General features: G+C 43.7%; 18 protein-coding genes. 14 read left to right on the top strand and 4 right to left on the bottom strand.

All coding sequences use genetic code 11. From position 1 onward, the window contains the following. Window positions 1–5: 5 nt before the first annotated feature. Complete coding sequence (mltG, locus tag DXD04_RS04200) at window positions 6–1,031, bottom strand: endolytic transglycosylase MltG (RefSeq protein ID WP_117671167.1); 1,026 nt, start codon at window positions 1,029–1,031, stop codon at window positions 6–8. Between the two features lie 208 nt (window positions 1,032–1,239). Between mltG and DXD04_RS04195 the strand changes: the two genes are divergently transcribed. From DXD04_RS04195 to pstB, 6 genes are all read left to right on the top strand, one after another. After that, window positions 1,240–2,778, top strand: a complete 1,539-nt coding sequence (locus DXD04_RS04195; RefSeq protein WP_117671165.1) for an alpha-N-arabinofuranosidase — start codon at window positions 1,240–1,242, stop codon at window positions 2,776–2,778. Window positions 2,779–3,016: 238 nt separating this feature from the next. Continuing rightward, a complete protein-coding gene (locus DXD04_RS04190; RefSeq protein ID WP_229035358.1) occupies window positions 3,017–4,018 on the top strand; it encodes a hypothetical protein in 1,002 nt (333 codons plus the stop codon). Window positions 4,019–4,065: 47 nt separating this feature from the next. After that, on the top strand, window positions 4,066–5,124 hold the full coding sequence (pstS, locus tag DXD04_RS04185; protein ID WP_040313108.1) for a phosphate ABC transporter substrate-binding protein PstS: 1,059 nt from the start codon (window positions 4,066–4,068) through the stop codon (window positions 5,122–5,124). A 15-nt stretch (window positions 5,125–5,139) separates the two neighbouring features. After that, complete coding sequence (gene pstC / locus DXD04_RS04180) at window positions 5,140–5,997, top strand: phosphate ABC transporter permease subunit PstC (protein ID WP_007562365.1); 858 nt, start codon at window positions 5,140–5,142, stop codon at window positions 5,995–5,997. Window positions 5,998–6,019: 22 nt separating this feature from the next. Further along, a complete protein-coding gene (gene pstA, locus DXD04_RS04175; protein WP_007562367.1) occupies window positions 6,020–6,889 on the top strand; it encodes a phosphate ABC transporter permease PstA in 870 nt (289 codons plus the stop codon). Beyond that, window positions 6,877–7,647, top strand: a complete 771-nt coding sequence (pstB, locus tag DXD04_RS04170; protein WP_117671163.1) for a phosphate ABC transporter ATP-binding protein PstB — start codon at window positions 6,877–6,879, stop codon at window positions 7,645–7,647. The genes pstA and pstB overlap by 13 nt, the downstream gene beginning before the upstream one ends. 89 nt (window positions 7,648–7,736) lie before the next feature. On the opposite strand, the gene DXD04_RS04165 is transcribed toward pstB, so the two are convergent. Beyond that, window positions 7,737–8,642: a PfkB family carbohydrate kinase gene (locus DXD04_RS04165; protein ID WP_117671161.1), complete on the bottom strand. Its 906-nt coding sequence runs from the start codon at window positions 8,640–8,642 to the stop codon at window positions 7,737–7,739. Window positions 8,643–8,906: 264 nt separating this feature from the next. On the opposite strand from DXD04_RS04165, the gene DXD04_RS04160 reads away from it, so the two are divergent. The 7 genes from DXD04_RS04160 (at window position 8,907) to DXD04_RS04130 (ending at window position 17,462) form a co-directional block, all read left to right on the top strand. Next, window positions 8,907–10,214, top strand: a complete 1,308-nt coding sequence (locus DXD04_RS04160) for an inositol-3-phosphate synthase (RefSeq protein ID WP_022052881.1) — start codon at window positions 8,907–8,909, stop codon at window positions 10,212–10,214. Window positions 10,215–10,415: 201 nt separating this feature from the next. Beyond that, entirely contained in the window at window positions 10,416–13,064 is a 2,649-nt protein-coding gene (locus tag DXD04_RS04155) for a DUF5686 and carboxypeptidase-like regulatory domain-containing protein (protein WP_373102737.1), read from the top strand. A 73-nt stretch (window positions 13,065–13,137) separates the two neighbouring features. Then, window positions 13,138–14,457, top strand: coding sequence for a sigma-54 interaction domain-containing protein (locus tag DXD04_RS04150; RefSeq protein WP_117671160.1), 1,320 nt, complete (start codon window positions 13,138–13,140; stop codon window positions 14,455–14,457). Further along, window positions 14,444–14,977: an LptE family protein gene (locus tag DXD04_RS04145; RefSeq protein ID WP_007562379.1), complete on the top strand. Its 534-nt coding sequence runs from the start codon at window positions 14,444–14,446 to the stop codon at window positions 14,975–14,977. The genes DXD04_RS04150 and DXD04_RS04145 overlap by 14 nt, the downstream gene beginning before the upstream one ends. A gap of 11 nt (window positions 14,978–14,988) precedes the next feature. After that, entirely contained in the window at window positions 14,989–15,774 is a 786-nt protein-coding gene (locus tag DXD04_RS04140) for a tetratricopeptide repeat protein (protein ID WP_117671300.1), read from the top strand. A 6-nt stretch (window positions 15,775–15,780) separates the two neighbouring features. After that, window positions 15,781–16,155, top strand: a complete 375-nt coding sequence (gene secG, locus DXD04_RS04135; RefSeq protein WP_117671158.1) for a preprotein translocase subunit SecG — start codon at window positions 15,781–15,783, stop codon at window positions 16,153–16,155. 122 nt (window positions 16,156–16,277) lie between these two features. Then, window positions 16,278–17,462 carry a DUF418 domain-containing protein gene (locus DXD04_RS04130; RefSeq protein WP_117671156.1) on the top strand — a complete coding sequence of 395 codons (1,185 nt, stop codon included), beginning with the start codon at window positions 16,278–16,280 and terminating at the stop codon, window positions 17,460–17,462. A gap of 307 nt (window positions 17,463–17,769) precedes the next feature. Here DXD04_RS04130 and DXD04_RS04125 read toward each other — a convergent pair whose 3' ends face one another. Both DXD04_RS04125 and DXD04_RS04120 read right to left on the bottom strand, forming a co-directional pair. Next, complete coding sequence (locus DXD04_RS04125) at window positions 17,770–18,321, bottom strand: NADH peroxidase (RefSeq protein WP_007562386.1); 552 nt, start codon at window positions 18,319–18,321, stop codon at window positions 17,770–17,772. Between the two features lie 47 nt (window positions 18,322–18,368). Beyond that, complete coding sequence (locus DXD04_RS04120; RefSeq protein ID WP_117671154.1) at window positions 18,369–18,791, bottom strand: Fur family transcriptional regulator; 423 nt, start codon at window positions 18,789–18,791, stop codon at window positions 18,369–18,371. A 198-nt stretch (window positions 18,792–18,989) separates the two neighbouring features. On the opposite strand from DXD04_RS04120, the gene DXD04_RS04115 reads away from it, so the two are divergent. Then, window positions 18,990–20,924, top strand: a complete 1,935-nt coding sequence (locus DXD04_RS04115; RefSeq protein WP_117671152.1) for an NAD(+) synthase — start codon at window positions 18,990–18,992, stop codon at window positions 20,922–20,924. Window positions 20,925–21,014 lie beyond the last annotated feature (90 nt).

Below are 21,014 nucleotides of genomic sequence, written 5' to 3'. Positions count from 1 at the left end.
ATTCCCTAACGGATATTTCTCTTGTTCAGTGCCTGCTGATAGCGGCGGGCATTGGCCTGATGTTCAGCAAAGGTAGCGGCGAAATTGTGCGTGCCCGAGAAATCTTCTTTGGCGCACATGTAGAGGTAATCATGCTGTGCATGATTCAATACGCTTTCTATTCCCTGAATGGAAGCAATGCGGATAGGACCGGGAGGAAGCCCCGCGTGCTTGTAAGTATTGTAAGGACTTTCTACCTCCAGGTGTTTGTGCAGAATGCGTCGCAGTCCGAATTCTTGCAGACTGAATTTGATGGTCGGATCGGCCTGGAGTGGCATTCCGGCTTGTAGACGGTTTAGGTAAAGTTCTGCCACCATCGGCATTTCACTTTTGTTGGCTGTTTCTTCTTCCACGATGGAGGCCAGTGTGCTGACTTCTACCGGAGTCAGTCCGCAGGCTTGAGCCTTATCTTTACGCTCCTGCGTCCAGAAACGTTCATATTCTTTTTTCATTCGTTGGATAAAGGCTTCCGCATCCGTATTCCAATAGGCTTCATACGTATTCGGGATGAATAGTGCAGGCATCGTTTCAAGGCTGAAACCCAATGAAGCGCAGAAGGCACTGTCACCGACAAGTCGGGCAAATTCCGTGGAATCGGGCATGAGTTGACGGTCCAGCGAGCGTGCCAGACGGGACAGGGTCCGCACACTGGGTATAACCACTTTGACCGGAGTCTGGTGTCCGCTGCTCAGGCGGCGGAATAAGGTCAGCGTATTGATGGAGGCATCAAAGCGATAGGCTCCGCTATGAATCTGCTGGTCGTATTTTTTGAGACGAGCCAGCATTTTGAATCCTGTCAGATGCGTGGCATTCAAATCTCTTTGAAGTTTTACGTACACCGAATCGGCTGTATCGTCACGGTCTATATAAATAAAGGTAGGTTTTTCGATACGAAGAGGGTGGTTGAACAGCAAGGAAACCCCGCTGATTACGCCTCCTAAAATTAGAATTGTGACAAGGGCACAAATAATGATTGTCTTTTTTGATTTCATCTGGTTTCAAATTTGGGCGTAAAAGTAGTAAGAAAACTTTATTTTGGTGTCATGAAAAGTCTGAATCTGTAGGGGTAGTGTATACTTTTCATGCATTTTAGGGCCGAATGTTCAAATCTCCTCCTCAAAAATGTCAAATGTACACCCATTACATGGAAAATATTCCTACATTTGTGAAGTGTGAAATAAACAAGTAAAATCAATAAGTATGAAAAATGCAATTTTAGGGTTGGCCTTTTGTGCCGCAATGCCTTTGTTTGCTCAGCAGAAGGCTACAGTGACTGTTCATCCGGAACAGGGAAAACAAATCATCAATAAAGAAATTTATGGTCAGTTTGCCGAACACCTCGGTACATGTATCTATGGAGGTCTTTGGGTAGGAGAGGATTCTTCCATACCTAATATTAAAGGTTATCGTAAAGATGTGTTCGAAGCATTGAAAGACTTGAAAGTGCCTGTACTCCGCTGGCCGGGAGGATGCTTTGCCGATGAATACCATTGGATGGATGGTATCGGTCCTCGTGAAAAACGTCCGCGTATGGTCAACAACAACTGGGGAGGAACCGTAGAAGATAACAGCTTCGGAACACACGAATTCCTGAACTTGTGCGAAATGTTAGGATGTGAACCCTACATCAGCGGAAACGTAGGTAGCGGTAGCGTGGAAGAAATGGCTAAATGGGTAGAATACATGACTTCTGAACAAGGAAGCCCGATGGCAAAACTGCGTTTGGAAAACGGACGTGAGAAACCATGGAAGGTGAAATACTTCGGAGTAGGAAATGAAAGCTGGGGATGTGGAGGTAGCATGCGTCCGGAATACTATGCTGATTTGTATCGCCGTTATTCAACTTATTGCCGTAACTATGATGGTAACCGTTTGTTCAAGATTGCCAGCGGTGCCAGCGATTATGACTACAACTGGACTGAAGTGCTGATGAAAAACGTGGGTCATCGCATGGACGGACTTTCTCTGCACTATTATACAGTGCTTGGATGGAGCGGAAGCAAAGGTTCTGCTACGAAATTCAACAATGAGGATTACTATTGGACAATGGGAAAATGCCGCGAAATTGAAGATGTGCTCAAGCGTCACATTGCCATTATGGACAAATATGACCCGCAGAAGCAGATTGGCTTGATGGTAGACGAATGGGGAACCTGGTGGGATGAAGAACCGGGTACTATCAGCGGTCATCTTTACCAGCAGAATACCTTGCGCGATGCCTTTGTGGCTTCTTTGAGTCTGGACATCTTCCATAAATATACTGACCGAGTTAAAATGACTAACATTGCTCAGGTGGTAAATGTATTGCAGTCTATGATTCTGACGAAAGAAGACAAGATGGTGCTGACTCCGACTTACTATGTGTTCAAGATGTATAACGTACATCAGGATGCTACTTATCTGCCGCTTGATTTGCAGTGCGAACGTAAGATCGTACGCGACAATCGTATCGTACCGATGGTAAGTGCAACTGCTTCACGTGATAAATCAGGTGCTATTCATGTGTCACTTTCTAACGTAGACCTGGAAGAGTCACAGGAAATCACACTGACACTGGGTGATGTAAAGGCTAAATCGGTAAGCGGACAGATTCTGACTTCTGAAAAGATTGACGATTACAATACATTTGAACAGCCTAATCTGGTGAAATTGGCCGATTTCAAGGGTGCTAAATTGACAAAGAATGGACTTGTAGTGAAATTGCCTGCAAAATCAATTGTTACATTGGAAATTAAATAGTATATTGCAGAATCTTCTTTTTTTGTAGAAAAGAAGAATTTGTAAATACCATATAATCAGTAAAGTATCGCTTTCTGAAAATCAACCGTCCGTTAACGGAATTTGATTTCAGAAAGCGATATTTTTATTTTGTAATATGAATGTAACAGGATGTTACATTTTCTTTAAGCGTATGACATCTGTTTGTAACACTAATATGAGACCTTTGTGGTGTCAAAAAAATGAGTCTATAGGAAAAATGAAAACAAAGAAAAGAGTTTTATGTCTGTTAAGCATCTGGATGTGCACTGTGGGTGCTGCCTTTGCAGATGGAGCGCCTGAAGAACGGGCTCCTGGTGAGAAAAAAGGAGATGCCATCATTACCATATTTTCGGATGCGCATTCTGGTTTTGGTTCTGTCAATGATGACAGAGGGTTTAATCTGGACCGTGCCTATATTGGCTATCAGTATGCCTTGCCTCACGGATTGCAGTTGAAGGCAGTACTTGATTTCGGTCAGTCAAAAGACGTAAATGACCATCAGCGCATCGGATATGTGAAAAATGCACAGATTACCTGGAAGCAAAACGGCTGGACGCTGAACGCCGGATTAATCACTACGACTCAATTTAAGGTTCAGGAAGATTTCTGGGGAAAACGTTATGTGATGAAATCTTTCCAGGATGAATATAAGTTCGGCAGCAGTGCGGACTTGGGAGTTTCAGTAGCCTATAAATTTAACAAGGTGGTTTCGGCCGATGTGATTGTAGCCAACGGAGAAGGTTATAAAAAAGTACAGGTGAAAGACGGCTTGCAGTATGGTGCAGGCGTAACACTGACTCCGGTTGAGGGTTTGACGGTACGTGCATACGGTTCGTATAATGAATCGGTAGAAGAAGGGGAAAAAGGTATTACGAATCTGGCTGCTTTTGTCGGATATAAGCATACAGCCTTCTCAGTGGCAGCGGAATACAACTACCAGACTAATACGAAATATGTGCCTGATTGTGATCAGGATGGTTTCTCGGTTTATGCGTCTGCACAGTTAAGCAAGAAAATAAGTCTTTTCGGTCGTTGGGACTTGCTTTCTTCAGAGAAAGACTGGAACAAAGATGCGGACGGTATGGCCGGAATGGTAGGTACCGAATTTAAATTAGGTAAATACATCAAGTTAGCTCCTAACTTCCGGTTGTGGTCGCCGAAAACAGAAGGCGGCAAGACAGCCAGTTATGTATACCTGAATGCTTCGTTTGCGATTTAACTCAATGAATAACATAGATTTGTAACTTATATTAAATGTATAACACAATGAAAAAGTTTTATTTGCCTTTAATTGCTGGAGCGATGGCTTTGTCGTTTGCAGCGTGTGGTGGACAGAAATCAGCTAATGGTCGTGAATCAGTAGAACTGACAGGTGCAGGTGCTACATTCCCATTGCCATTTTATAATATGTCTTTCGAAAACTACAATGCAACTTCTGGTGACAAGATTTCCTATGGTGGTATTGGTAGTGGCGGTGGTGTCCGCAACTTGAAAGACGGTATCGTAGACTTTGCAGGTAGCGATGCTTTCTTGAGCGACAAGGAAATGGCTGAAATGCAGCCGGTGGTACACATCCCGACTTGTATGGGAGCTGTCGTAATGGCATACAACTTGCCGGATGTGGTTAAACTGAATCTTTCTGGTGACGTGATTGCCGATATTTATGCAGGTAAGATTACAGACTGGAACGATGCGCGTTTGCAGAAACTGAATCCGGATGTACAGTTGCCGGCAAAGAAAATCATTCTGGCATACCGTTCAGATGGTAGTGGAACAACTTTCATCTTTACAGACTATCTGTCAAAAGTAAGTGAAAACTGGAAAAACACTTACGGTGCAGGTAAAACCGTGGATTTCCCGGTCGGACAGGCTGCTAAAGGTAATCCGGGCGTAGCAGGAATTATCGCACAGACTCCTTACTCATTAGGATATATTGGTTCTGAATATGCTTTTGCTCAGAAAATTCCTTACGCAAGCGTATATAACAAGCGTGGTGAATTGGTAGTACCTTCTACTGAAAGTATCTCTGCAGCTGCCGGTGACATTCCTCAGGATACTCGTTGTTCAATTACCGATGCAGATGCAGCAGGAGCTTATCCTATCAGTTGCTTCACCTGGTTGCTGATTTACAAGGAACAGCACTATGCAGACCGTTCTATGGAACAGGCAAAAGCTACATTGGACTTAATGCAATATATGTTGAGCGACAGCGTACAGCAGACTACTGCTACCGTACACTATGCGCCGCTGCCTAAGAAGGCTATCGAACAAAGCCTTCAGAACCTGAAAGCTGTGACATACGATGGACAGCCGATTCTTAAATAAATAAGACAATAAGTTATGCAAGACAAACTGTTTAAAGTCTTACTTATCTTATCGGCTATAGTGATACCGGTCATTGGTGGGGGAATTATTTACTCCCTCACCGTTGACGCTTCCGGCGCTTTCGAGGAGTTTGGATTCTGGCATTTTATCTTCTCTGACGACTGGGTGACCACTGCCGGTAAAGAAAGTTATGGCGCTCTTCCTTTTATTACGGGTACACTGCTTACAACGGCACTGGCGTTGCTGATGTGTATTCCATTTTCACTTCCTGTCGCACTGTTCACTGGTGAGTATTTCCGTGGAAAGAAAATCGCAGCCGTTCTGGGTACAGTGATTGATTTGCTGGCAGGTATTCCTTCCATTATCTATGGTTTGTGGGGTTTCTATGTACTTCGTACCGTATTCATGCACTTGAATCTGTCTCCGCAGGGTTCCGGTATTCTGACTGCTGCGTTTGTGCTGGCCATCATGATTGTGCCGTATGCAGCTTCCTTGAGTGCCGAATTTATCAAGATGGTTCCTTCCGACTTGAAAGAAGGGGCTTATGCCATGGGAGCTACGCGTGCAGAGGTAATCAAGAGAGTGATATTCCCGATGGCGGGTTCCGGTATTTTCTCAGCCTATATTCTGGCTATCGGACGTGCGCTGGGAGAAACGATGACAGTGACCATGCTGATTGGAAATACCAACCAGATGCCGGACACACTGCGTACCACGGGTAATACCATGGCAAGTATCATTGCAAACCAGTTTGGCGAGGCAGACGGTTTGAAGCTTTCTTCACTGATCGCCATCGGTTTGTTACTGTTCCTGATTACGGCCATCATTAATATTATCGGAAAGATTTTGATTCGTCGTGCCCGTCACGTGTAATCTGCTAAAAAGATTTGTGCTTATGTTATATGGAAATAATATTAAGATACGTATCCTGAAAAGCCGCTTGCTTTATATTCTGGTTTGCGTATTGTCGGGTGTGACAGCGATTCCTTTGCTGGCGATTTTGGGAGAAGTATTGATCAAGGGTTGGAAACAATTGGGATGGTCGTTTCTCACCGAAGCTACTCCGAATGCCTATAAGGCGATGATGGCCGCTTCTGCCGGAGAAGCAATTCCGGGGGGAATTGCAAACGGAATTATCGGAACCTTCCTGATGCTTTTGCTGGCTGCTGTAGTCGCTATCCCGGTAGGAATTCTGTGTGGTATCTGTCTGTCAGAATACAGAAAAAGCTGGTTTGCCGTGTTTGTCAGCTACCTGACCGACTTGCTTCAGGGTACTCCCTCCATCATTATCGGTATCATTACTTACATCTGGGTGGTTGTCCCGATGAAAGGTTATTCGGCCATTGCAGGAAGTGTGGCATTGTTCATCATGATGCTTCCGCTGATTATCCGTTCTACGGAAGAAACCATGAAGGTGCTTCCGGAAACCTTGAAAGAGGCTGGACTGGCATTGGGAGGTAGTTACTGGAGAGTGATGCTGAAGGTGATGGTGCCTTCTGCACTGGGCAGTATCTTTACCGGTATTTTGTTGGCCATCTCTCGTGTAGTCGGTGAAACAGCTCCGTTGATGTTTACTGCCTTGGGAGGAGCTGCTATCAGCTGGAACATGACCAAGCCGATGTCGGCTGTTCCTTTGCTTATCTGGGAGTTCTTCAACGACCCGAACTTGCAGAGCCTGATATGGGGAGCTTCTTTGTTCCTGTTGACTTTTGTGTTATGTCTGAATTTATTAGCTAAACGAATTGCAAAGAAATGGAAAATATAAAGGATCCGATTCTTCAAATAAAAGATGTGTGTATATCATATACCAGCGACGTGATGGCTGTAAAGCATGTGTCGGCTGATATTGAGAAAAATACGATTACGGCCATCATGGGGCCTTCTGGATGTGGAAAGAGTACGTTACTGCGTGCCGTGAACCGCATGCACGAGTTGTACAAGAATATCCGTGTGACGGGAGAGATTTTACTGAATGGTGAAAATGTGCTTCAGATGCACCCGATGGAAGAACGTCGTCGCATTGGTATGGTGTTCCAGCGCCCGAACCCGTTCCCGACCATGAATATTTACGACAACGTGCTGGCCGGATATATCTTGAATGGTATTCATCTGTCAAAATCGCAGAAGGATGAGATTGTGGAACGTAACTTGCGCAACGTATGTTTGTGGGATGAAGTAAAGGACTCTCTGACAAAGCGTGGTACTTTCCTCTCAGGTGGACAGCAACAGCGCTTGTGTATTGCACGTTCTCTGGCGCTTCAGCCGGACATTCTGCTTATGGATGAGCCTACTTCTGCTCTTGACCCGATTGCTACCAAGCACATCGAAGGGTTGATGGACCAGCTGAAAAAAGAGGTGACTATCCTGATTGTGACTCATAACATGTCACAGGCTATGCGTATCTCCGACCGTTCCATGTTCATGTACATGGGTGAACTGATAGAGTATGACAATACGGAGAAAATGTTTAAAGATCCGGTTGACGAACGTACAAGAGCCTATCTGACAGGAAAGATGGGATAACCGTTAGGATGACAGGTATAAGAAAGGGGTTGCAGGCTGAAATCAGCAGGCAACCCCTTAATGTTTTTATTTGTATGAAAAATTTGGGCTTATTGGGCAACCAGTACTTCCGGTTTTTGTTTGTTGTTTTTCAGAATATGCCATACTTCTTCTTCCGTTCCGGAAAAAGGACCAGATTTTTCTAACTTGATAGTAGACATGGCAGCTGCAAAACATCCTGCTTCTTCGTATGAAGCTCCTTTGTTTCGCATGTAGAGATAGCCAAGTACGTAAGTGTCACCGCATCCGGTAGCATCGACTACTTCTTTAGGAGCGTATGCCGGAATTTTATAGAACTTTCCTTCTGCATAAATAAGTGATCCAAGACTTCCTAAAGTCAGCAGAACTTCTTTAACACCCCACTGAGCCAGTTGCTTGGCTGCTTTTTCAGGGTCTTTGAAGCCCGTCAGCACTTCAGCTTCGTGTTCATTGACTTTCAGGATATCAATGTATTTCAGGGCTTTTTTCTTTTCATGCCAGTCTACAGGGAATACGTGCTCACCTTCCACTTTTCGGAGATAGCCTTGTGCGTCGACAGCCAATGTACCTTTCTGTGCCAACTCCTTTACTACTTCAAGTGGAAAGTCATCCGCCAGCAAACTTCCTAAATGGAAAATGTGTGCATTTTCATCTTTTAAAGCATCTGCGGTGAAAGGGTCAGCCTTAGCCAATACACGCTGGGAACGGTTGTCCTGATTCTCTTCGTATGTATTTTCGAAATATACGGTGTGACGGCTTGGCAGGACTTCTACCTGAAGCCCTTCTTTTCTCATTTCTTCAATGATGCCATATTCACTAGGAGCCACAGCGGTTACCAGCTTGTAGTTTTTGAAATCTTTCAGTCTGCGTATACCGTGTGAAAAATAGTAAGAAGTGCCTCCCGGCATGTAAGTCGTTTGTTTTGGAGTTACAATTTTGTCTAATGTAATGTGTCCAATGCAACAAATATCATTCATGTAGTTGAGTATTTCTTTAAATGCGTCTGCAAAGATACGCATTATTTTACTCTCTGATAAGTCGGTTAATGGCTTTTTCTTCTGAATTTATGGCTTATTTTTACTTATTAGCAAATAAAAAAGCTCATAAAAGCTTTATCTAATTAAACAAAGTCTTAACTTTGAGCAATTTGTTACCTGCACTTTGGGATATATTCTTGAAAAAGACTTGATTTCGAAGGCAAGGATAAATGTAAAGTTATTAGGAAAAAAAGGAATTTAGAAATGGAAAAAATGAATGTAAAGCCCGCAGAAGGTAAGCTGGGCGTATTGTGTGTTGGTCTGGGAGCTGTGGCTACCACGTTTATGACAGGGGTTTTAATGACTCGTAAAGGATTGGCAAAGCCGGTGGGCTCAATGACGCAGTATGATAAGATTCGTGTAGGACGTGGGGAGGCAAAGAAATATTTGCATTACAATGAAATTGTCCCCATGGCTAAGCTGGACGACATTGTTTTCGGTGCATGGGATGTGTATCCGGCCAATGCGTATGAGTCGGCTATCAACTGTGAAGTGTTGCGTGAGAAGGATATTAATCCGGTGAAAGATGAACTGGAAAAGATTGTGCCGATGAAGGCTGCCTTTGACCGTAACTATGCCAAACGCCTGGATGGAAACAATGTGAAAGATTGTGCTACCCGCTGGGATATGGTGGAACAACTGAGAGAGGACATTCGTAAATTTAAGGCAGACAACAATTGTGCACGTATCGTCGTGCTTTGGGCTGCTTCTACTGAAATTTATGTACCGGTTTGTGAAAGCGTACATGGCACCTTGGCTGCGTTGGAGAACGCAATGAAACAGGATGACCGCGAACACATTGCTCCTTCTATGTGTTATGCATACGCTGCTTTGGCCGAAGGAGCTCCTTTCATCATGGGTGCGCCGAATACCACTGTGGATATTCCGGCTATGTGGGAAATGGCAGAACAGACTAAGATGCCGATTGCCGGTAAGGATTTCAAGACTGGTCAGACATTGGTGAAGTCGGGCTTTGCGCCGATTATCGGAACACGTTGTCTGGGACTGTCAGGATGGTTCTCTACCAATATTTTAGGAAACCGCGACGGTCTTGTGTTGGATGAACCGGCTAACTTCCATACAAAAGAAGTGAGCAAGCTTTCTACACTGGAATCTATTCTGGTACCGGAAGACCAGCCGGATTTGTATTCTGATTATTATCACAAGGTACGTATCAACTATTATCCGCCTCGTAATGACAACAAGGAAGGCTGGGATAATATTGATATTTTCGGCTGGATGGGCTATCCGATGCAGATTAAGATCAACTTCTTGTGCAGGGATTCTATTTTGGCCGCTCCGTTGTGTCTGGACTTGGTATTGTTGAGCGACTTGGCTGCACGTGCCGGACGTTACGGAACACAACGCTTCTTGAGTTTCTTCCTGAAGAGCCCGATGCACGATTATACAGAGGGTGAAGTTCCGGTAAATCATTTGTTCCAGCAATATGTCATGCTGAAGAATGCTTTGCGCGAGATGGGAGGCTATGAAGCTGATGAAGAAATTGACTAAGGCTTACTGTCTTTTTTGTAAAAAAATAAAACCGGCAATGAGGGCGCTTCATTGCCGGTTTTTTCGTAGGTGACAGAAGAAATTATATTCTATTATTCATAAAAAAAGGTAAGAATATCGTTTTTCAGGGAGTGAAATTTGTAAGAGATTATTTCACTCTGTATTTTTACAAACTTGATAAGCTGGACTATTAAGGTGTTAATGAGATATATGATAAAAAGATTGCTTTTTTTAATCGTGTTGTGTCTGGGAGTTGTGAAACTTTCTGCACAAATCAGTGGAGTCGTTACAGACTCCGAAACGGGTGACCCTATCCCTTATTTGAATGTATATTATGACGGAAAAGGGGTGGGAACTATTACAGATATAGATGGTAAATATTCAATAGCTGCTCATGCAGGGTGGAATAAATTGACCTTTTCTATGGTGGGCTATGGTACGGAGGTACGTGATGTGTCTGCCAAGACGAAGACATTGAATGTGAAAATGAAGCCCGACTTGGTGCTGGATGAGGTCGTGGTGAAGCCTAAGAAGGAAAAATATTCTCGAAAGAATAATCCGGCAGTGGAAATGATGAAGAAAGTTATTGCAGCCAAAAAACTGAATGATTTGGGGGTGAATGACTTCTATCATTATAATAAGTATCAGAAGATTACATTTTCTTTAAATAATATTACAACCGACTCGTTGCGTGAATCAAACCTGTTTAAGAAGTATCCTTTCTTCCGTGACCAGGTGGAGCAGTGTAGCGTGACGGGTAAGAATATTCTGCCTATTTCCGTGGACGAGACGGTGACGGAAAAACTGTACCGGAAAAATCCCCACGATGAAAAGACGATTGTAAAAGGTATTAACTCTACGGGAGTCAATGAATTGTTTAATACAGGCGATATGTTGTCGACTGTATTGAAAGATGTGTTCCAGGATATTAATATTTATCAGGACCGCTTCCGTTTCCTTCAGTACCCGTTCGATAGTCCGATTTCGAATGCGGGTATCAATTTCTATAAGTATTACATCATGGATACGATGATGGTGGATAAGGAAAAATGCTTCCACTTAACTTTCGTACCCAACAACTCGCAGGATTTTGGTTTCACCGGTCATTTGTATATTCTTGCGGATTCTACTTTCCGTGTGAATAAATGTATCATGAATCTTCCGAAGAAGACTGATATCAACTTTGTGGATAATATGATTATTGAACAGAAGTTCGGTCAGTTGTCTACGGGAGAATGGGTGCTGATGGAAGATGACATGCTGTGTGAACTGTCTTATTTGAAGAAGATATTGGGTTCTTTCCAGGTAAGGCGTACCACACGATATTCTGATTTTGGATTTGACGAGATTCCTGCCAAGATATTCAAGAAGAAGGGAGATGAGATAAAGGATGTCAATGCCATGATGCGTGACGACTCTTTCTGGAAAGAATATCGCCCGACGGAGCTGACAAAGTCGGAAGATAATATGGGACAGTTTGTGGACAATCTGGCGAAAATCAAGGGATTTAAGTACATCATATTTGTGGCCAAGGCCTTTATCGAAAACTTTGTCGAAACAGGAGTGAAGGGAAGACCCAGTAAGGTGGATATTGGCCCGATTAATACGATGATTTCAAGCAACTACATTGACGGGTTGCGTTTGAGAGCTTCTGCACAAACCACTGCGAACCTGAATCCTCATCTCTTCTTACGCGGATATTATGCGTATGGTTTTAAGGACGAGAAGTCAAAATACAAGGCTGAGGTGGAATATTCTTTCAACAAGAAGGAATACCTTCCCCGTGAGTATCCGATTAATTCGTTGACGCTGTCGTATTCTTATGATAATATGTTGCCGTCCGACAAGTTTATGGGAACCGACAAGGACAATGTGTTTACTTCATTTAAGGTGACATCGGTCGACCAGTATAACTACGAGCGTACGGCCAGCGTGAAGTATGAATTGGAGAAGGAAAGTGGTTTGAAAACGACCTTTATGCTGAAGCATACCAATCTGGAGGCTTGTGGAAAATTGTTTTATCGTACAATGGCACAGGAAAATCAGTTGCAGCAGGATTTGGCATCGGGTGCACTGACGGGAACGGAATGGGTACATTCTCCTTATAATACGAAGGATTTTTCACTGGCTGAGGCTACGCTGGCTTTTCGTTATGCACCGGGAGAAACATTCATCAATACCAAGCAGCGCCGTTTGCCGGTCAATCTCGATGCACCGGTCTTTACGTTGCAGCATACGCTGGGATTGAAGGGTATCTTGGGTAGTGATTATACCTATAACATGACGGAAATGAGTCTCTACAAGCGCTGGTGGCTGAGCTCCTGGGGAAACATTGATACCTGTGTAAAAGGAGGTATCCAATGGAATAAGGTACCTTTCCCCTTGCTGATTATGCCGGCGGCCAACTTGTCTTATATTCTTCAGGACGAAACCTTCAGCTTGATTAATAATATGGAGTTCCTGAACGACCGTTATGCATCGCTGGATGTATCATGGAATCTGCAGGGAAAAATCTTCAACCGTATTCCTCTTCTGAAGAAGCTGAAATGGCGTGAGTTTATCGGTGTGAAATGTTTGTGGGGAACACTTACCGACAAGAATAACCCGTTGCTTCCGCAGAATGCCAATGATACGGAGCTGATGTTGTTCCCGGGACATTACGATGCAGCGGGCAATTATCATACCTCGAGCTATGTCATGGATCCCAAGAAACCTTATGTGGAGGTAAGTGCGGGTATTCATAACATCTTCAAGTTGCTCCATGTGGAATATGTGCGTCGTTTGAATTACAATGAACTGCCTACAGCCAGCAAGTGGGGTATACGCTTCATGATTCGTACCGTATTCTAAATTATACTTTTTGGAGTAAATGCATGTACGGGTTTCAAACTTTTTGTAAATTTGCCATATAATCGAAGACTATATGGTGAAATCAGAGATACAGAGTGTAAAACTTCGTTTTGGCATCATAGGCAATTGTGAAGGACTGAACCGTGCCATTGATGTGGCTATTCAGGTGGCTCCTACAGACTTGTCTGTACTGGTGACGGGAGAAAGTGGAGTCGGTAAGGAAAGCTTCCCTCAGATAGTCCATCAGTTTAGCCGGAGAAAGCATGGACCGTATATTGCGGTAAACTGTGGAGCGATTCCGGAGGGTACGATTGATTCCGAACTGTTTGGTCATGAGAAAGGGGCATTTACCGGTGCCATCAGCGACCGTAACGGATATTTTGCTGAGGCTAATGGCGGCACCATCTTTCTGGATGAGGTGGGTGAACTTCCTCTTTCTACTCAGGCTCGTTTGCTTCGTGTGCTTGAAAGCGGAGAATATATAAAGGTCGGCTCTTCTAAGGTGCAGAAAACGGATGTCAGGATTGTGGCAGCCACGAATGTGGATTTTACGGAAGCCATAGCGAACGGACGTTTCCGTGAAGACTTGTACTATCGTCTGAATACGGTGCCTATTAAAGTGCCGGCACTGCGTGAACGGCCGGATGATATTCCTCTTTTGTTCCGTAAGTTTGCTGCAGATTTTGCCGAAAAATACCGTATGCCGGCCATTCAGTTGATGGAGGATGCCAAGCTGTTACTCGTATCGTATACCTGGCCGGGTAATATCCGTCAGTTGAAAAATATCACGGAACAAATCTCCATTATCGAAACCAACCGTGAGATTACTGCCGAAATTCTTCGGGGGTATTTGCCAGTTCAACCCGTGTCTAAATTCCCGACATTGCTGGGTGGCGTGAAGCCGCAAGGTGAAAAGAGTTTCCAGAGTGAGAGAGAGATACTTTATCAGGTGTTGTTTGACCTGAGGAGGGATGTGACCGAATTGAAGAAACTGGTGCATGACATCATGGCCGAACGTGCGGCTGGTGGAACGGTCACTGCTCCGTCGTCTATGCCGGTACATTATATCCCCGAAACTCCATCCAGCCTGATACAGCCTTCTGCAGTGGTATTGAATCCTGCGGAGGAAGTGGGCAAGGTATCCAGCGTGACTCCGGTAACGAATGTGTCACAAGTAAATCCGAATGTGAAGGTTACACATGCAGATGTGTCGGACGATGTGCAGGATACGGAAGAATACATTGAAGAAAACCTTTCATTGGATGAAGTGGAGAAAGAAATGATTCGGAAGGCATTGGAGCGGCATCATGGAAAAAGAAAAAATGCAGCGAATGATTTGAAAATTTCAGAACGTACCCTTTATAGAAAAATCAAAGAATATGGACTTGAATAAAAAATATAGCAGACTGAGTAAATATTTTCTGGCCGTTTGTTTGTGTATCCTTACGGCATGTACGGTTTCGTATAAATTTAATGGTTCTTCCATTAACTATGATAAGGTGAAGACAATCAGTTTTCAGAACTTTCCGAACCGTTCGGCTGCCTTTGTATGGGGACCGATGGAGTCGATGTTCAACACGGCTTTGCAGGATAAATATATGCAGCAGACTCGTCTGAAACAGGTTCGTCAGGGAGGTGACCTGGAATTGTCGGGTGAAATTACGAACTACGATGCTTACAATAAAGGGGTAGGTTCTGACGGTTATTCTACGATGGCAGAGTTGAGAATGACGGTAAATGTGAGATTTGTCAATAATACCAATCATGCGGAAGATATTTCTGACCAGCAGTTTACTGCCAGCCGTGAATACAATGCCAGCCAGCAGTTATCGTCCGTGCAAGAAGAGCTTGTACAGCAGATGATTGACGAAATCGTGGAGCAGATATTTAATGCAACTGTAGCCAACTGGTAAGAGCAGGAATGATGGTACAACAACGACTACAGCATTGGATTGAACACCCGGAAGAGTTGGGCACTGAAAGCCTGTATGAATTAAGACAGCTTCTGGTGCAGTATCCTTTTTTCCAGACAGCCCGTATTTTGTATTTGAAGAATTTGTATCTGTTGCGTGATCCTTCTTTTAAAGATGAGTTGCGCAAGGGGGCTTTGTTTGTAGCCGATTTGAGTATCCTGTTTTATGCCATTGAAGGAGATAAGTTTGTCATTAACCGGCATGTAGCCGAAAAAGAAAATGTATCGTCAGAAACATCTGATAGAACGCTGGACCTGATTGACCGTTTTCTGGCCGACGATAAGGACCTTTCTGTGGAGAAACTCTTTCCTTTGCCGGTAGAAGCCGTAGATTATACTTCTGTGCTGATGGAAAAGGAGGAAAATACAGAAACCGCTTCTGTAAATCCCCTGCGCGGACAGGATTTAATCGACCACTTTATAGAACAGGCGGCTCGTGAAGAAGCCGAAGGAGTGGAGCCGATAAAGGAGACTGCTTTGTCGGAAGAGGAATTTTCTTCTGAAACAATAGAAACGGAGGAGGTTGTGCCTGATACAGAAAAAGAAGAGTCTGATACGGAAGAAGGGGAAGATTATTTTACGGAAACTTTGGCTAAAATTTATGTTAAACAGCAACGCTATGATAAAGCGCTGGAAATTATTAAAAAATTAAATTTGAAATATCCGAAAAAAAATACTTACTTTGCAGACCAAATCAGGTTTTTGGAAAAATTGATTATTAACGCTAAATCAAAATAAAAGAAAATGTATTTATTATTTGTTGTATTAATGGTGCTTGCTGCTGTATTGATGTGCTTCGTGGTACTGATACAGAATTCAAAAGGAGGAGGACTCTCTTCTAGCTTTACTTCGTCTAATCAGATTATGGGAGTTCGTAAGACAACTGACTTTATTGAAAAACTGACTTGGGGTTTGGCTGCTTTCATGGTAGTAATCAGTGTAGCTACTTCTTACGTAGTTCCTTCTCAGGTAGAAGGTTCTTCAGTAATCATGGAACAGGCTGTAAAAGAGCAGAAAACAAATCCGTTGAATGCTCCTGCAGGTTTTGCTGCTCCTCAGAAGACTGATGCTGCGGCTACTACTGCTCCGGCTGCCGTAAATGATTCTGCAAAGAACTAAGATAATAATATGAGATAAGGCACATTCTCTTTTGTGGGAGATGGCGTGCCATAATTGTAGAAACGGGAAGCCTGCTTTTTAAAAACAGGTTTCCCGTTTTTTTATTGTTAATTTTACAGACGATGGAAAACATTCAAAAGAAAGAGCGAATCCTGGCTATTGATGCGTTACGAGGATTCGCGGTAATGGGGATTATCCTGCTTCATAACATTGAACATTTTAATTTTTATTCTTTTCCAGAAACTACCTCTCCGGTGCTTGGCGCTTTGGATAAAAGCTTGTGGGACATGCTGTTCTTCATGTTCTCGGGTAAGGCATACGCTATTTTTGCCTTGCTGTTCGGTTTCACGTTCTATTTGCAGAGCCGGGGTTCGGAAAAAAGAGGGGAAGATTTTAAGAACCGCTATATGTGGCGCTTGCTGCTATTGCTGGGTTTTGGCTTTGTCAATTCTTTGTTTTTCCCGGGTGAAATCTTGGTGCTATATGCCATTTTAGGTTTTATCCTTGTGCCTGTACGTCATTGGAGCAATAAGGGATTGCTGATACTGGCACTGATATTGATGCTGCAGCCCGTGGAATGGCTGAAAGTGCTGTGTGGTTTTGTCAATCCTGAATATGCACCGAAACAGATGATTTTCTCGTTGGGTAATGTATATCCTCAGTTAGGAGGTGAATCCTGGTGGGAGATGGTGAAGGTAAATTTCACAATCGGTCAGTTGGCCAGCCTGAACTGGGCCTGGTGCTACGGACGAGTTTTCCAGACCTGCTCTTTGTTCATCCTTGGTTTGTGGATAGGACGTGTGGGATATTTTGATTCTTCTTCTGAAGCTGCTCTGACAAAGGCACGTACATTCTGGACTTATGTGTTATGCTTTTCACTTCCTTTGGCGGTGATTTTCTATTTTCTTAAAGGTTTTATATTTTCAATAGCTTCACAGCCTCTGATGCTTGACAGTTTGAAGACCATTTTCAATTCCTGGTATAACTTCTGCTTTATGCTGGCCATCGTATCCGCATTCCTCCTGTTGTATTGGATGGGGAAGGGACGGATACTGAAGATACTTGTACCCTACGGAAGAATGAGTCTGACCGACTATATCATGCAATCAGTGATAGGAAGTTTTCTGTATTTCGGTTACGGACTGGCCTTGCATAAATCTTGTGGCACTACGTTGAGTTTATTGGTTGGAATTGTATTCTTCCTGGCCCAGCTTGCTTTTGCTCACTGGTGGTTCCGCCATTTCAAACGTGGCCCGTTGGAAACTATCTGGCATCGACTGACCTGGTTAGGAAAGACGAACCGTTAATCATTTGGGTAGATATATAAACAAGACAGGGCTGTTCCAAGAGAATTGGGGCAGCCTTTCTTATATGTAGAAAAATATGTTTTCCCAGTACTTTCAGGGAAATACTTCAGTACTGCAAAGGAAGTACTGAAGTACTGCCGAAGAAGTACTCCGGTACTGCCTAAGGAGTACTCCGGTACTGCCTAAGGAGTACTGGCTTTGATTAAAGAACTGTGAATTCAGCTTTTATGGTTCTCAAAGAGAAAAAAATAGAGGCCATCCTCGTGATTGAGGTGGCCTCCGTTAGTGATGAAAGCTATACTTTCAATTATTTCTTGAAGTATCTGTTGTACAAGCCTTCGAAACCTTTTCCGTGACGAGCTTCGTCTTTAGCCATTTCGTGAACGGTATCGTGGATAGCATCCAGGTTCAGCTGTTTAGCACGAGTAGCGATACGTTTCTTGTCTTCGCAAGCACCGCATTCAGCGTTCATACGTTTTTCAAGGTTTGTCTTAGTATCCCATACACAGTCACCCAAAAGTTCTGCGAATTTAGCAGCGTGTTCAGCTTCTTCCCAAGCATAACGTTTGAAAGCTTCTGCTACTTCAGGATAGCCTTCGCGGTCAGCCTGACGGCTCATAGCCAGGTACATACCAACCTCAGTACATTCGCCCATGAAGTGGTTGTTCAAGTCTTTGATCATTTCGTCGTCGCAACCTTTAGCTACGCCGATTACGTGTTCGTCTACAAACTGCAAACCACCTTCAGCTTCTTCCATTTCTTTGAATTTAGAAGCAGGAGCTTTACACAACGGACACTTTTCAGGAGCTGTTTCACCTTCGTAAATGTAACCACAAACTGTACAGATAAACTTTTTCATAAGTCAAAAATTTTAAGTAGTTAGTTATTATATTAATAAGTTAATTCTTAGTTATTCATCAATCCTTTTTCAGCACATTCGGGGCAAATTCCCTTATAATACTGATGCACTTCTTCTACGATAAAACCTTCTTTACGGAAGGGTTCGGCCTCACTGAGGTTCTGTGGAATCTCCACATCGTAGATTTTATTGCAGACCTTGCATTGAAAATGAGCATGCGGATGCACATCTCCGTCAAAACAGGCATTTTTTTCATCTATGGTCAGCATTTTGGCCGCGCCGTGTTCTACAAACAACTTTAGCGTATTATATACCGTTGTTTTAGAGAGCGTGGGGATTTCCTTGCACAAAGCTGTATGTATTTCATCGATACATGGATGTGTCTTATGGTTCAACAGATAATCCATGATGGCAATGCGTTGTACAGACGGCTTGATGTGGTAACTGAGCAAGTATTCGTATGCTGTCATATTTATTTTCAATTATGTAATTGTTACAATTCTAATTCGAAGGCAAATATACAAAGATTTTTTATAACCACAAATACTCTCCTCTGTTTTTTATTTTTTTTGCTTTATGCCTTTTCTTTAAAATCTCCCTCTTTATTCTGTGTAGATGTTCAAATATTCTGTTTATTTTTGCATATCTATTTATATATAACAAATTATATGAGATTTGGTTTTGTAAAAGTGGCGGCTGCCGTTCCTGCAGTGAAAGTAGCCGACTGCAAATTCAATGCACAACAGACGGAAAAACAGATTGTAATAGCCGATGGAAAGGGGATTCAGATTATTGTTTTTCCGGAATTGAACCTGACAGGATATTCCTGTGGAGATTTGTTTGCGCAAAGTTTATTGCTTGAGCAGGCTGAACTGGCTTTGATGCAGATTGTCAATAATACCCGTCAGCTGGACATTATTTCCATTGTCGGTATGCCGGTCGTGGTCAATTCTACGCTGATGAACTGTGCCGTGGTTTTTCAGAAAGGTAAGATTCTGGGTATTGTGCCTAAGACTTATCTGCCTAATTATAAAGAATTCTACGAGAAACGCTGGTTTACTTCTGCTGTGGCCCATCCGGATTCCATGAATGTACGTTTGTGTGGTCAGGTGGTGCCGATGGGTACAAACCTGTTGTTCGATACGCCGGATGTATGCTTCGGAATCGAGCTGTGTGAGGATGTATGGGCGCCTGTACCTCCCAGCTCTGCATTGGCTCTGAAAGGCGCGGAGATTATCTTCAACCTGTCTGCCGATACCGAGAATATCAGCAAACATCAGTACCTCCGTTCGCTGTTGGCACAGCAGTCAGCTCGTTGTCTGGCCGGATATGTATTTTCATCCTGTGGTTTCGGAGAATCTACCACCGATGTGGTTTTTGCCGGAAACGCATTGATTTATGAGAATGGAAGCCTGCTTGCCGCTTCCGACCGTTTCTCATTTGAAGAACAGCTTGTGGTCAGCGAGATAGATGTGGAGCGTTTGAGAGGAGAACGTCTGACAAATACCACTTTCTCCAGCAGCGTACGTATGTATCGTGATCAGCATCCTATGCAGCATATCTCTACCGCCCTTGTTGCTTCCCGCGATTTGACTCTTACCCGTTCGGTAGAACCTCATCCGTTTGTGCCTTCTGGTGAACGCCAGCTGGACGAACGTTGCGAGGAGATTTTCTCTATTCAGGTAGCCGGACTGGCCAAGCGCTTGGTACACACCAATTGCAAGACGGTGGTGTTAGGTATCTCCGGTGGATTGGATTCTACCTTGGCGCTTCTGGTTTGTGTCAAGACATTTGATAAGTTGAATCTGCCCCGTAAAGGTATTGTGGGAGTTACCATGCCAGGATTCGGTACTACAGACCGTACCTACCACAATGCACTTTCACTGATGAGCTCTCTGCAGGTTACCACGAAAGAAATCAGTATAAAGGATGCCTGCATCCAACATTTCCAGGATATAGGTCAGGATATGTCCGTGCATGATGTGACCTACGAAAACGGTCAAGCCAGAGAGAGAACCCAGATATTGATGGATTATGCCAACAAGATTGGCGGACTGGTAATCGGTACCGGTGACCTTTCAGAGCTTGCTTTGGGGTGGGCTACGTACAATGGTGACCACATGTCCATGTATGGAGTAAATGCCAGCATCCCTAAGACCTTGGTTCGCTACCTGGTAAACTGGGTGGCTCAGACCGGTGTAGATACACTTTCACGAAATACGTTGTTGGATATTATCGATACTCCCATCAGTCCGGAACTGATTCCCGCCGATGAAAACGGCAATATCAAGCAGAAAACGGAAGACTTGGTCGGGCCGTATGAGCTGCACGATTTCTTCCTCTTCCATTTCCTGCGCTTTGGTTTCCGTCCGGCAAAGATTTTCTATCTGGCCGAAATTGCCTTCCGTGGGGTGTACGACAGTACGACTATCAAGAAATGGCTTACCAACTTCTATCGCCGTTTCTTTGCGCAACAGTTCAAACGTTCCTGCTTGCCCGATGGGCCGAAGGTAGGTTCCGTATCTTTGAGTCCGCGAGGAGACTGGCGTATGCCGAGTGATGCCAGTGCTGCATTGTGGTTGAAAGAATGTGAATTACTTTAAGCATAAGTGCCTGTATATTATAGAAGGAGTAAAAAACAAGAGGCTGTCTCAAAATGTACTGCACCCCAAAAGTTAGACACAAAACTTTTG

It is taken from the genome of Phocaeicola plebeius (genome assembly GCF_003437535.1).
Classification (GTDB): Bacteria; Bacteroidota; Bacteroidia; order Bacteroidales; family Bacteroidaceae; genus Phocaeicola; species Phocaeicola plebeius_A.
The sequence above is the reverse complement of the archived record's forward strand: the minus strand, read 5'-3'. Positions and strand labels throughout refer to the sequence as shown.